Genomic DNA, 12,241 nt, shown 5'->3' with positions numbered 1-12,241 from the left:
GACGAGCATATGAGGCGGACCCTCGTCTTTGCGGGCGAGGACAGCGGTGCGGAGGGTTGTTCGACTGGCGCTCTGACGATCCCGCCTCGCCGCTGAACTGCTTTACGCCAAGGGCGCCGACCAGGACAGCGCGATCGACCAGCGTGCGGTCCATCCGGTGCGTGATCACGCACTGGATCCCGCCGCCGCCCCAGCGGTCGACTCCACGCAAGGGGCGGTGCGGGCTGACGAACCAGGGACAGGCGTTCGGCGCCGATCTGCCCGGCCAGTACGCCGCCAAGTCCTGCCGGTCCTGGCAAGCCTGGGACCTACCCGAGGCTTCGGCGCAGGCAGGCGACCTGGTGTTTGCCCATACCGGGCGCCAGGTCCGGGCGCACTTCGGCGCAGCCCGGTTCGGCGATCGGGCAGCGCGTGCGGAACGGGCAGCCAGAGGGGGGCGAGATCGGGCTTGGCAGGTCGCCCTGCAACAGGATTCGGTCCCGCCGCGCGCCTGGCTCGGGGCGGGGGATCGCGGACAGCAGCGCCTCGGTATAGGGGTGGACCGGATTGCCAAAGACCTCGGCGGCGGGGCCGATCTCGACCACGGTGCCCAGGTACATGACGGCGACCCGGTCGGCGATATGGCGCACCACGCTCAGGTCGTGGCTGATGAACAAGTAGCTCAGCGACAGTTCGGATTGCAGGCGCATCAGCAGGTTCAGGATCTGGCTCTGGATCGACACGTCGAGCGCGCTGACCGGCTCGTCGCAGATCACCAGCCGGGGGTTCAGCGCCAGCGCGCGGGCGATCACCACGCGTTGCCTCTGGCCGCCTGACAGCGCGCCGGGCCGCCGGTCGCGCTGGTCGGGGTTGAGGCCGACCAGGTCCATCAACTCGTCGACCCGGGGGCGGATCTGGCCGCGCGGGGTGCCGTGGATCTCCAGCGGTTCGGCGATGGACTGCGCGATGCTGCGGCGCGGGTTCAGCGCCGAGACCGGGTCCTGAAAGACGACCTGCATGTCGCGCCACACGCCCTTGCGGCCCTCAGCATCCAGCGTCGACAGGTCGCGCCCGTCAAAACGGATGCGCCCCGAGGTCACCGGCGCGAGGCCCAGCACCGCGTTGCCGGTCGTGGACTTGCCACAGCCGGACTCGCCCACCAGGGCCAGCGTTTCCCGTGCCGCCAGCGTCAGCGAGACGCCGTCGACCGCCTTGACCACGGCCTTGTCGCCGCCAAAGCGGCCGGTGCGCACCGGGAAATGCACCTTGAGGTTCTCGATCTCCAGCAGGGCGGTCATGGCGCCTCCATTGGATGGACGCAGGCCACGCGATGGCCTGTCCCGGTCAGCACAGGACGCCGGCGACAGGCCGCGTCCGCGCGCGGACAGCGGGTGCGAAAGCGGCAGCCTTCGGGCCAGTCGCGCGGGCTGGGCACGTTGCCGCGGATCACGAACAGCTCCTGCCGGGGCGGATCGGTCAGGCGCGGGATCGTGCGCAGCAGCATCGCCGTGTAGGGATGGCGCGGCGCGGCGAACAGGTCGGCGACCGGCCCCTGTTCGACGACGCGGCCGCCGTACATGACGCAGACGCGGTCGGCGAGTTCCGCGACCACGCCCATGTCATGCGTGATGAACAGCACGGCGGTTCCCACTTCGCGCGCCAGATCGCCGATCAGCGCGAGGATCTGCGCCTGGATCGTCACGTCCAGCGCGGTGGTTGGCTCGTCCGCGATCAGCAGGCGGGGGCGCGAGATCAGCGCGGCCGCGATCATCACGCGCTGGCACATCCCGCCCGAAAGCTCGGCGGGCAACTGGTCGGCGCGGCGCTCGGGGTCGGGGATGCCGACGCGGCGCAGCATGTCGATGGCCTTGATGCGCGCCTCGGCGGCGGAGGCGCGGCCATGGACGATCAGGCTCTCGGCCACCTGCGCGCCCACCGGCATCAGCGGGTTGAGCGACGACACCGGCTCCTGGAAGATCATCGCGAGGTCGAGGCCCCGCAACCGGGCCAGACGCCGGGCGGTCAATGGCTCGCCGTCCAGCCGCACCTGACCGCCGGTCACCTGCAACCCCTCGGCCAGCAGCCCCATGATCGACAGCGCGGTGAGCGACTTGCCCGAGCCGCTTTCGCCCACCAGCGCGACCACCTCGCCCGGCCGGATGTCGAGGTCGACGCCCTCGACCAGCGACAGGTCCCCCGCCTGCACCGACAGACCTTCGACCTGCAACAGGGTCATGCCGCGCCCTCGGCCACCGCGGCGGCCCAGGGGCTGGGCGGGTGCGCGGCGCCGATGTTGGGCCCGCGCCCCTGACCGGATACCGCCAGCGACGGGATCGAGAACCGCACCGGGTAGACGCCGTCTTCGGTGATCTGCACCGGGTGGTTGGCCGAGATCGCGGTCGCCACGTCCCGTGCGGCGCGCCGGTTGACCAGGATCGTCGGCGTGCTGGCGTCGAGGCGCGGCGCGTGCAGCGCGTCCTGCGGCGACCGGCCAAGGTCGATCAGCCCGGACAGCACCTGGAGGACGGCGGGAAAGATCTGCCGCCCGCCCGCCGCACCCAGCGCGATCTCGGGTTTGCCGTCCTGTGTCACGATCACCGGGCACATGTTGGCAAGCGGCCGCGCGCCCGGCGCGATGCCGTTGGGCTGGCCGGGGCGCGGGTCGAACCACATCATGCCGTTGTTGAGCAGCAGGCCCAGCGAGGGAGATATCACCTTGGAGCCGAAGCGCGACAGCAGCGTATTGGTCAGCGCGACCATGTTGCCATGCCGGTCGACGACCGAGACATGGCTGGTGCAATCCCCCGCGCCCGCGGCGTGGCCCATCGTCTTCAGCCGCTGTTCGTAGGCGGCGCGGATGGTGTCGGCGTAGAGCGCGGCGCGCGCTGCCTCGTCCAAGGCGCCTATCTCGTGGTGCGACAGCTGCGCCAGCGCCTCCAGCAGGCTTGGTCCGCCGGACAGACCCGGGATCGCGTGTACCTGCCGGTCGCGATAGGGGGCGCTGACCGGCGCGCGCCATTCGGCACGGTAGCGGGCAAGATCGGCAGAGGTGACGGGTGCGCCCATTGCCGCGAGGTCGGCCGAAAGCGCCCGGGCGATCTGGCCTTCGTAGAAGTCGCGCGCGCCCGCCTCGGCCAGGCGGCGCAGCATCGCCGCCTTCTTCGGCATCGGCAGCAGGTCGCCGCCCGGCCCGGCCGGGTCCGCCACGCGCCTGTCCGGGTCCAGGAACAGCCCCCGCGCCTCGGGGTCGCGCGACAGGCCGGGGCGGTCGATGGCAAAGGCGAGGTCGGCGAACCAGTCCACCCGCATCCCGCGTTCGGCGATCTCGATCGCCGGGGCCAGCGCCTCGGCCCAGGACAGGCGGCCATGCTGTTCCAGCGCCGTGGACAGCCCCGCCACCGCCCCCGGCACGCAGATCGACGTCGGTCCGACCAGGTTGCGGTCGTCCTTGACCGCCGGCCAATTGAACCAGTCGCCCCCGGACCCGCCCGCCAGCGGATAGGCGGCGGGGTCGACTCCCTGACCGGCGACCAGGTTGAAATCCAGCGTTTCGACCGTGCCGTTCGCGGCGCCGTGCACCAGGAACCCGCCGCCGCCCAGGCCCGACAGCCAGGGTTCGACCACCGAGAGCACGCAGGCGGTGACCACCGCCGCGTCCATCGCGGTGCCACCGGCCTCCAGCACACGCGCCCCGGCGCGCGCGGCCTCGGCGTTCTGGGCGACCACGATGCCGCCGTCGCTGACGACCTGCGGTTTCGTCAGCGTCCAGGTCTGCGCGGGCGGGCGGCTGTCCTGCATCATGATGGCCGCTCCCCGACCGGCGTGATCGGCGCGGTCGTCGTCTCGAACCCGCCTTGGCGCGCGTGATGCGCCGCGATCTCGCCGCAGGTGGCGATCCAGACATCGCCCCGCTCGGCGATCCCCTGCCACAGGCGTTCCAGCATCCGCACCCGCGCGGCCCGCCCCGAGATCCAGTCATGGACCGTCAGCATGAACAATCCTCCGTCTTCGACCTGCGCCTCCGCCTCGTCGGCCCAGGTCGCGCCGATCTCAAGGTGCCCGCGCGGCGCGCGGTCGCCCGCGCCGAGGAACTTGAAGAAGATCGCGTCGTCGTTGTCCCAGCGCACCGGCACCTCGGTCACGCCGTCGATGGTGTAGGGCAGGTCATGCCCCATCAGCGAGCTGTCCCAGAGGCCAAAGCGGCGCAGGTCGGCCAGCATGTGCGGCGTCATTTCCCAGGCGGGCGAGCGGAATCCGGCGGGCGCCTGCCCGGTCTGGGCCTTGAAGAGCGCGATGGAGCGTTCCAGCGCCTCGGTGAACTGCGCGTCGCTGATGTCGGCCACGATCTCGTGGAAATAGCCGTGCAACCCGATCTCGTGCCCGCGTGCCAGCAGGCCCGGCAGCAGGCCGGGGTTTTCTTCGGCCACGACGCCGGGGACGAAGAAACTGCCGCGCAGGCCCAGCCGGTCCAGCATGTCGACCATCCGCGCCAGCCCTCGGCGCATGCCGTAGCGCCGGTGCTCGACGGCGGCCAGCGTCCCCGGCACACCGTCGCGCATCTGCCAGAGCCAGGGCGACAGCGCGTCCACGTCGACGCTGAAGCAGGCGGCGGCGCGCTTGCCACTGGGCCAGCGATAGTCAGGCGCCTCCCAGATCATAGCGGGTGCTTCTTGGCCTGGTAGACGTCCATGACGCCCGCCGAATTGCCGCCATCCACCGCAAGCGAGGTGCCGGTGACATTCCTGGCCGCCGAGGACGCGAGGTACAGCGCCGCCTGGCCGATATCCTCGGCAGTGGTCTGCGCCTTGAGCGGGATGTTGTTGGTCACGCGGTCGATGTGCTCCTGGCTGAGGGACGACACCGCGCTGCCCGGTGCGAAACCGGGTTCCAGGCAGTTCACCCGGATGCCGAATTCCGCCAGTTCCAGCGCAAAGCCCTTGGACATGCGGTCCAGCGCCGTCTTGGACATGCAGTAGGTCACGGCCGTGCGCCGCATCTTGCGCGCCGCACCCGAGGAGATGTTGATGAAGTTGCCCTTTACCCCGGCCTTGATCATCTGCAGCGCAAAGCCGCGCATCAGCACCATCGGGGCGCGCACGTTCAGGTCCATGATGCGGTCCCAGTCGGCGATGCTCATGTCGAGGAGGAAGGCCGAAGGGTACAGTGCGGCGTTGTTCACCACCACGTCCGGCGCGCCCCATTTTACCGCGACCGCGGACAGCAGCGTCTCGAGCCCATCGTCCGTGGTCAGGTCGGCGGCGACGGCAAGGCCCGGCAGTCCCTCGGTCGTCAGGTCCGAGGCGCAGACCTCGGCGCCTGCGGTGGCGAACTGGTCCACCAGCGCGCGGCCCATGACACCCGCCGCCCCTGTGACGACCACGCGTTTGCCCTTGAATTCGTCTCCGAAGTCCATTCAGCGTCCCTTTCCGATTGCGTCGCCCATCCGGTCGCCGATCATGTTGGCCGAAAGGACAAGCAGAAACAGAGCAAGCCCCGGAAAGGTGGCGATCCACCAGGCCGTGGCGATGTAGTTGCGGCCCGTCGACAGCATCGCGCCCCAGCTGGCCATCGGCGGCTGCACCCCGAGGCCGAGGAACGACAGACCCGCCTCGAACAGCACCATCAGGCCGAATTCCAGCGTCGCGACCACCAGCAGCGGACCGGCGATGTTGGGCAGGATGTGGCGCAACAGGACACGCGGCGTGCCCGCGCCCATCGCCCGCGACAGCTGTACAAAGGGCCGGTCGGCGAGCGCCAGCGTCTGGCCATAGGCGACGCGCGCGTAGCGCGGCCAGCGGGTCAGCGCCAGCACGAGGATCACGTTGACAAAGCCGGGGCCCAGCACCGCCACGGTGATGATCGCCAGCAGGATCGCCGGGATCGACAGGAAGATGTCCACCAGCCGCATCAGCACCGTCTCCGTCCAGCCGCGCAGGTAGCCCGCCGCCATGCCCACGGTCACGCCCACAACGCCCGACAGCAGCACCGACAGCACCGCGACAGAGATCGACACCCGCGCGCCATGGATCACGCGCGACAGCACGTCGCGCCCCAGCTCGTCCGAGCCCAGCCAGTAGACCGCGCCGCGCGCCTCGAAACCCGGCGCCTTGAGCCGCGCCAGCAGGTTCTGGCGGTCCGGGTCCAGCGGTGCCAGCCAGGGCGCGAAGACGGCGCAGAGCGCCAGCAGGGCCAGCAGCCAGGCCGGCCACCAGGACAGCGCCCCGCCCAGGCGCGCCCGCGCAGAGAGGGCGGCGACGCTCATGCCTTGCCCGTCAGCCGCACGCGCGGGTCGACCACGGTGTAGAGGATGTCGGCGGCAAGGTTCGCCGCGATGGTGACGAAGGCGCCCAGCAGCACCACCGCCTGCACCACCATGAAGTCGCGCGCCGCGATGCTCTGCACGGTCAGCAGACCCAGGCCCGGCCAGGCGAATACCGTCTCGACGATGACCGCCCCGGCCAGCAGCTGCGACAGCTCCAGCGCGGTGATGGAAATGACCGGAATCGCGGAATTGCGCAGCAGGTGGCGGCGGACCAGCCGCCCGGTGCCGACGCCCCGCGCGCGGGCCGAGCGGACGTAGTCCTTGCCCAGTTCGTCGATCACCGAGGCCCGCGCGATCCGCGCATAGGTCGCCAGCGACAGCAGGCCCAGCGCGATGGAGGGCATCACCAGGTGCGCCGGCGTGCCGGTGCCGGAGGGCGGCAGCCATTTCAGCCAGACGCCGAAGACGAGGATCATCATGATCCCGCTCCAGAAGGTCGGCAGCGACTGAAAGGCCAGCACCACGCCCATGATCAGCCGCGACACCGCCTTGCCCTGCGTCAGCGCCATCACCAGCCCCAGCGGCAGGCCGATCAGCAACGCCACCGCCAGCGCTCCGGCGGCCAGTTGCAGGGTGTGCGGGATGCGGCTGAGCAGGATGTCCCAGACCGGCGCGTTCTGGACAAAGCTGCGGCCGAGGTCCAGGCACAGCATGTCATAGAGAAAGTCGAGGTATTGCACGCCCAGGGCGCGATCGAGGCCAAGCGTCACGCGCATGGCCTCGATGTCCTGCTCGGTCGCGGTTTCCGGCACCAGAAGCAGCACGGGGTCGCCGGTCAGGCGCTGGATGAAGAACACCAGCGTCACGACCCCGAACACCGCCACCAGCGCCTGGCCGCCCCGTCGCAGGAGAAAGCGCTGCATTTACTCGGACCAGCTCATGCGGTTGAGGAACAGGCTTTCGTTGGCCGTGGGCGTGAACTGCAACTCGGCCTTGGCGCCATACAGCACCGCCGCCTGGTAGATCGGCCGCACGAGGTAGTCGTCGCGCACGATCTGGTGCACCTTGTCATAGGCGGCCTGCCGCACGCTTTCGTCCAGCGAGGTGCGGGCCTCGTCCAGCAGCGCGTCCAGTTCGGGGCGGCTGACCCGGCTCCACGAGCTTTCCGAATGCAGCAAGGGGTAGGCGATGCCATCCGCGTCCTGGCAGGCGCAGGACCAGCGGCCAAAGTTCAGCTCGGGACGCTCGGCCCGGTCGGGCGCGCGCGCGGCGGCAAGGTAGGTCGGCATGTCGGTCATGCTGATCGAGACGTTGAAGCCGACGTCGTTCAGCATCTGCTGGAGCGCCTGCACTACCCGCTGATCGAACACCGGCGCGGTGGCAAAGGTGGCGGGCGTTGCCGCAATCTCGGCCTTGCCGGCGACGATCTCGGCCGCCTGCTCCGGGTCGTATTCGTAGGGCGCGATGCCAGGGGCATAGCCAAAGTGCGTCGGGCTGGCCAGCTGTGCCACCGGCACTTCGCCCGCGCCAAGCAGCCCCTCTGCGATGGCGACCGAGTCGATGGCCAGGCTGGCCGCGCGCCGCAGGTCGGGGTCGTTGAACGGCGGCTTGTCCAGGTTCATGCCCATGAAGGCGACACGCTCGGTCGGGGCGGACAGCGTCTTGACCGCCGGGTTGCCGTCCAGCTGCATCGCGCCGTCGCTGTCGAGCCCGACGACAAGATCGGCCGCGCCGGCCTGAAGGTCAGCGATGCGGGTCGCGGCGTCCGGCACGGCACGGAAGGTCACCATGTCGAACGGCCCGGCGTCGCCCCAGTAGGCGGCGTTCTTTTCCAGCGTCACCGACACGCCGCGGTTCCATTCGTCAAAGCTGTAGGGGCCGGACCCGACCGGGGCGAGGTTGAAGGCGTCGTTGCCGACCTCCTCGACCACGTGGCGCGGCACGACCGACAGCTTGACCAGCTGCGCCAGCAGCGCGGGGTAGGGGCTGGTGGTGGTCAGCTTGACCTTGTTGCCGTCGATCACCTCGGCGCTCGAGATCTGGTTGAACTGGCCCAGCTGCGGCGAGCCGAAGTCCGGGTTGATGATGCGGGTCACCGAATAGGCCACGTCCTCGGCGGTCAGCGGCGCGCCGTCGTGAAAGGTGACGCCCTCGCGGATGGTCAGCACCAGTTCGGTGTCGCTGACGTATTCCCAGTCGGTGGCGATCTGCGGCACGATGGTGCCGTCGTTGTCGCGCGTCACCACGTTGTCAAAGATGTTGCGGTAGACGTAGTAGCTGTCCGGGTTCCACTGCATGTGCGGATCGAGCGACGAGGGCTCTCCGGTCAGGTCGACGGTCAGATCCCGCGCGAGGGCGGGCAGGGCGAACACCGCAAGAGCGACACCCGTAAGCAGTCCGGTCAGGGCTTTCATGAAGACCTCCTGTTGTCGGCAGCCTGTCTGTACTGCGCGCTCAACCCGCTGCCGGGGCCAAGCGCGGCTTTGCTTTTCAGCATCTGCTGCAGGAAGAACGCCTCCTGCGCATCGATCAGGGCGTGACGCGCCCGGGCGATCTGGGGCTGGTCCTGCGCCGTGACCGCGCGGACCAGGGCAAAGACATCGTCCCTCTGGAACAGGTGGCCCGCCGTGGCGTCCTCGAGGAAACGGGTCATCCGGGCCGAGTGGTGCCAGAGCTTGCGCAGGTGCCGCGCGGTGAAGCGGTCGATGCCGGACAGCAGCAGGCTGTCGATCTCGTCGACGAAATGGCGAAACGCGACAGAGACGCCCTCGGAGGGCTGGTGCTGCACCGCCGCCAGGACCTCGCCGATGCGGCGGACCTCGCCGATCTGCTGCGCGGTCAGGTCGGCGCGCGACAGCGCCTCGGGCTCGACCACCCGCCGTGCCGTCAGGACCTGTCCGATCAGGTCGCCGGTGACCGGGGCGACCTGCCAGCCCATGCGCGCCAGCGGTTCGGCCCAGCCGTCGTAGCCCAGCCGGGTCAGCGCCGCCCGCGCCGCGGCGCGGGTCAGGCCGAACCGATCCATCACGTCGGATTCGGTGATGGTTTCGCCCGGCAGCACCTCGCACCACAGGACGGCATCCAGCAGCCGGTCCTCGGCAAAGCGCGCTTTTGCCTCCGGCTGCGGCAGGCCGTCATCGCTGGTGCCGTTGCGCAGGAGGGGAGAGACAGGATCATACATCAGGGCCACCATTTTCTCGTAACATGTGAACAAGCGTGCTCTGACATGTCAACACGCGCGTTGTGAAATTCCGTCCACGCCGCCCGGCCTTGGTCAGCCTGTTGGCAAAACCGGCCTGCTGTGGGTTTTCGGCTGGATCGCAGGGTTTCACGGGCGGCGGACGTCAGGTGCTCTCCGGTGCGTTGCGCCTCTGCCTCGGGGTCCGGTTCCCTGACCGTGCTCAAGGTGGCGGTCGCAAGGCCCGCGAGGCCCTTGGCGGCAGGTCAAGCCACCGGCGACGGTGAGCCGCCGATCAGTGCGGCGCCCGTGGTGTCGAACAGCGCATATCCCACCGCGACAAAGCCCTTGCGGCACCAGCACAATCCTGGACGTCTTCCTGCGGTCCTTCGCGGTCGGTCACTCGATCTGGACCGTGGTCGAGGTGGTCGTGCCAGGGTGCGCGGGGAATGGCATGCAAGCCTTCGGCTGTCTGGGCCGGCAGGACAACCGGCTGCGACAGGCGGTGCTACCGCCGCTGGGGCCCGCGATCCACGAGGTTCGCATTTTCTGCATCCCCCGGCCGCCCCACATGCCGGTCCTCTTCGAGCCCATCCAGTCGGCGCATCCCGCCTCGATCAACTCGCTGCCCTGATCCTCACGGTCGTTGCTCTGGATCAAACACAGGCTCGAACTCGGCGCGAACAACGGGTACTCCGGGTTTGACAAGCCGGACCTGACCGAGTCGAGCGCGCTCAGGGGACCCGCCCAGGCGCGGCAGATGCCTGCGGGACATCGTGACCATCCCGAAGGGCATGCTCTTCGCGCCGCGGCTGGGAGTGATCATCGTCACGCTCAACGGCATGCTGGCCACGCCCCACCCACGGACAAGGTTACCAGCATCCGCATCTGCGGCGCCGAACGCATCGCCGCCATCTGGTACAACTAGGCCGACGGCGACGTCGTCCGATGGCCGAGCCGCCGCACAGGCGGAGACCTGTGGCGGATGAACCCTCCGGAGAGAGGCGCCAGTATCGGCAAGGGGGTTTTCGGGTGCGTCCTGACCCGCCGTGCGCCCTTGGTCACGACGGATTTGCCCTGGCGATCCCCCATTCAGCACACCATGCCATCGTGTCACCCCGCAGGGGCGCGGCCCGATGGTTTTCGCGGCACCGCGCCGGTTGCCGCGCAGCCCGTCTGCTAACCCGTCAAGGCCTTGACCGGGCTCTTGAAATGGCCAATTTTCCCCGCGCCGGGCGGGCGGAAGCCGTCCGTCGGGGCACTGTTGATTGTGCGGACCGTTTGACATGTCCGCGCGTGCTTTTTTTGGAGACCCGCCTGTATGGCCATCGCCTTCCTTCCTTTCGTCAGCCTTGACGGAGACAACCAGACAACAGCCGAACGGCGCTTTACCGGAACGACCTTCGACCTCGGCGATGGACGAGTCGTCTACGCCTGGCAGGTCGAATTCCGCGACGCCGCCGCGCTTCTCTATACCGAAACCGCGTTCTTTTCCGTGGTCGACCTGTCGGGCAACGTGCTGGTGCCGCCGACCCAGGTGGATGCCACCAATCTGCCCGATCCCACCGGCACCTTCGGATTTACCCAGGCGGTCTACGGCGCGACGCCGACCCCCGAGGGCGGCTTTGTCCTGCACTACAGCCTGGAGCCGAACCGCGGCGCCGTCTTTGCGGCCGAGGGCTACCTGCGCAGTTTTTCCGCGGATGGCACGCCGCAGGGGCCGGGCACGCCGATCCCGGGGGGCGACCTGTTCCTGTTCCCCGAGCAGGTGACCGCGCAGGTGCTGTCCACCGGTGCCCTGGCCGTGGCGCACGAAGGGGGGCTGACCGTGATGGACGGGCAGACCGGCGTCTACATCGGCGGCGAGACGGTCGATGGCCCGGTCAGCCGGACCCGGGACGGCGGCTTTTCCATCATCGAGACCGGCGGCGGCATCGTCACCTTCACGATGGACCGCTTTGGTGTCATCACCGCGCAGCGCCATGACATGACAGGCACGCCGCAGGGCGCTCCGGCCATCATCGACAGCGCGGGCGCACTGGGCGCCGGGGCCGAGCCGAACGGCTCCGAGGTCAATTCGATCATTCCGGCGGTGGTTCTGGACGACGGGCGAATCGCGCTGGCCTGGACCGTGGCCAGCATCGAGGGCGACGATATTCCGGGCCCGTTCTTCAACCCGAACTCGGCGGTCGCCATGACGATCCTGAACCCCGACCTCAGCGTGTCGGTCCCGGTCTTCCGCGGCAATGACACGGTCGGCAACGCGCAGGGCGCGCCGCGGCTGTTTGCGCTGCCCGACGGGTTTGTCCTGGGGTACGAGACGGCGGATGTGGTCAACGTGCCTGCAGCCTATTCGCCGAACTGGCGCCTGCAGCTGTTTTCCAATGACGGCACGCCAATCGGAGCCTCGGAATTTGCCGTGGTGCCGGGGGCCAACCCGGTCGGCAGCCAGCATGGATCGGTGATCGGCCCGGACGGGCGCGGTCTGATCGTGGACGAGTTCGGCAATGCGATCCCGATCGGCATCGACCTGTCGGTGTTGTCGGTGCAGGACCTGGTCGTGACCGGCACCCCGGCGCCCGAAGACCTGCCCGGCGGCGCCGGAAACGACATCATCACCGGCCGAGGCGGGGCGGATTCGCTGTCCGGGGCCAGGGGCTTCGACATCCTCGTGGGCGACTCCCGCGGCCTCTACCACCTGGCCGAATCCGCGCAGGTCTATCGCCTCTACGACTCGGTCTTCGGCCGCCAGCCGGACGGCGGCGGGCACCACGTCTGGACGCTCGGCCTGCTGGGAAGCACCACGCTGGCGCAGGCCGCCG

10 protein-coding genes and 1 pseudogene are annotated in these 12,241 nt (G+C 69.4%); 2 read left to right on the top strand and 9 right to left on the bottom strand.

The window, feature by feature from the left end; genetic code table 11:
• Positions 1-308 precede the first annotated feature (308 nt).
• Genes MAA8898_RS16845 through MAA8898_RS16805 form a run of 9 tightly spaced genes read right to left on the bottom strand, consistent with a single transcriptional unit; the run spans position 309 to position 9,434 of the window.
• Positions 309-1,277, bottom strand: coding sequence for an ABC transporter ATP-binding protein (locus MAA8898_RS16845; protein ID WP_094022195.1), 969 nt, complete (start codon positions 1,275-1,277; stop codon positions 309-311).
• Entirely contained in the window at positions 1,274-2,215 is a 942-nt protein-coding gene (locus tag MAA8898_RS16840) for an ABC transporter ATP-binding protein (protein WP_094022194.1), read from the bottom strand. The genes MAA8898_RS16845 and MAA8898_RS16840 overlap by 4 nt, the downstream gene beginning before the upstream one ends.
• On the bottom strand, positions 2,212-3,780 hold the full coding sequence (locus tag MAA8898_RS16835; RefSeq protein WP_217900511.1) for a gamma-glutamyltransferase family protein: 1,569 nt from the start codon (positions 3,778-3,780) through the stop codon (positions 2,212-2,214). Before MAA8898_RS16835 ends, MAA8898_RS16840 begins: the two co-directional genes overlap by 4 nt.
• Complete coding sequence (locus MAA8898_RS16830; protein WP_094022193.1) at positions 3,777-4,637, bottom strand: polysaccharide deacetylase family protein; 861 nt, start codon at positions 4,635-4,637, stop codon at positions 3,777-3,779. Before MAA8898_RS16830 ends, MAA8898_RS16835 begins: the two co-directional genes overlap by 4 nt.
• A complete protein-coding gene (locus MAA8898_RS16825; protein WP_094022192.1) occupies positions 4,634-5,392 on the bottom strand; it encodes an SDR family NAD(P)-dependent oxidoreductase in 759 nt (252 codons plus the stop codon). Before MAA8898_RS16825 ends, MAA8898_RS16830 begins: the two co-directional genes overlap by 4 nt.
• A complete protein-coding gene (locus tag MAA8898_RS16820; RefSeq protein ID WP_094022191.1) occupies positions 5,393-6,241 on the bottom strand; it encodes an ABC transporter permease in 849 nt (282 codons plus the stop codon). It lies immediately after the preceding gene.
• Entirely contained in the window at positions 6,238-7,164 is a 927-nt protein-coding gene (locus MAA8898_RS16815; protein WP_094022190.1) for an ABC transporter permease, read from the bottom strand. The genes MAA8898_RS16820 and MAA8898_RS16815 overlap by 4 nt, the downstream gene beginning before the upstream one ends.
• Positions 7,165-8,655: an ABC transporter substrate-binding protein gene (locus tag MAA8898_RS16810; protein ID WP_094022189.1), complete on the bottom strand. Its 1,491-nt coding sequence runs from the start codon at positions 8,653-8,655 to the stop codon at positions 7,165-7,167. It lies immediately after the preceding gene.
• Positions 8,652-9,434 (bottom strand): GntR family transcriptional regulator, encoded by a 783-nt coding sequence (locus MAA8898_RS16805; RefSeq protein ID WP_094022188.1) that lies wholly within the window; start codon positions 9,432-9,434, stop codon positions 8,652-8,654. The genes MAA8898_RS16810 and MAA8898_RS16805 overlap by 4 nt, the downstream gene beginning before the upstream one ends.
• A gap of 439 nt (positions 9,435-9,873) precedes the next feature.
• On the opposite strand from MAA8898_RS16805, the gene MAA8898_RS16800 reads away from it, so the two are divergent.
• Both MAA8898_RS16800 and MAA8898_RS16795 read left to right on the top strand, forming a co-directional pair.
• Positions 9,874-10,053, top strand: coding sequence for a hypothetical protein (locus MAA8898_RS16800; RefSeq protein WP_094022187.1), 180 nt, complete (start codon positions 9,874-9,876; stop codon positions 10,051-10,053).
• 687 nt (positions 10,054-10,740) lie between these two features.
• Positions 10,741-12,241, top strand: a pseudogene (locus MAA8898_RS16795) (hypothetical protein); the annotation flags it as partial.

The organism is Antarctobacter aquimaris (assembly GCF_900184945.1).
Lineage (GTDB): Bacteria > Pseudomonadota > Alphaproteobacteria > Rhodobacterales > Rhodobacteraceae > Maliponia > Maliponia aquimaris.
Note: the sequence above shows the minus strand (reverse complement) of the source record. Positions and strands in the feature narration are given on the sequence as shown.

Coding starts and splice junctions, on each gene's coding strand:
- MAA8898_RS16845 (WP_094022195.1), bottom strand. CDS start 1,277: ATGACCGCCCTGCTGGAGATCGAGAACCTCAAGGTGCATTTCCCGGTG.
- MAA8898_RS16840 (WP_094022194.1), bottom strand. CDS start 2,215: ATGACCCTGTTGCAGGTCGAAGGTCTGTCGGTGCAGGCGGGGGACCTG.
- MAA8898_RS16835 (WP_217900511.1), bottom strand. CDS start 3,780: ATGATGCAGGACAGCCGCCCGCCCGCGCAGACCTGGACGCTGACGAAA.
- MAA8898_RS16830 (WP_094022193.1), bottom strand. CDS start 4,637: ATGATCTGGGAGGCGCCTGACTATCGCTGGCCCAGTGGCAAGCGCGCC.
- MAA8898_RS16825 (WP_094022192.1), bottom strand. CDS start 5,392: ATGGACTTCGGAGACGAATTCAAGGGCAAACGCGTGGTCGTCACAGGG.
- MAA8898_RS16820 (WP_094022191.1), bottom strand. CDS start 6,241: ATGAGCGTCGCCGCCCTCTCTGCGCGGGCGCGCCTGGGCGGGGCGCTG.
- MAA8898_RS16815 (WP_094022190.1), bottom strand. CDS start 7,164: ATGCAGCGCTTTCTCCTGCGACGGGGCGGCCAGGCGCTGGTGGCGGTG.
- MAA8898_RS16810 (WP_094022189.1), bottom strand. CDS start 8,655: ATGAAAGCCCTGACCGGACTGCTTACGGGTGTCGCTCTTGCGGTGTTC.
- MAA8898_RS16805 (WP_094022188.1), bottom strand. CDS start 9,434: ATGGTGGCCCTGATGTATGATCCTGTCTCTCCCCTCCTGCGCAACGGC.
- MAA8898_RS16800 (WP_094022187.1), top strand. CDS start 9,874: ATGCAAGCCTTCGGCTGTCTGGGCCGGCAGGACAACCGGCTGCGACAG.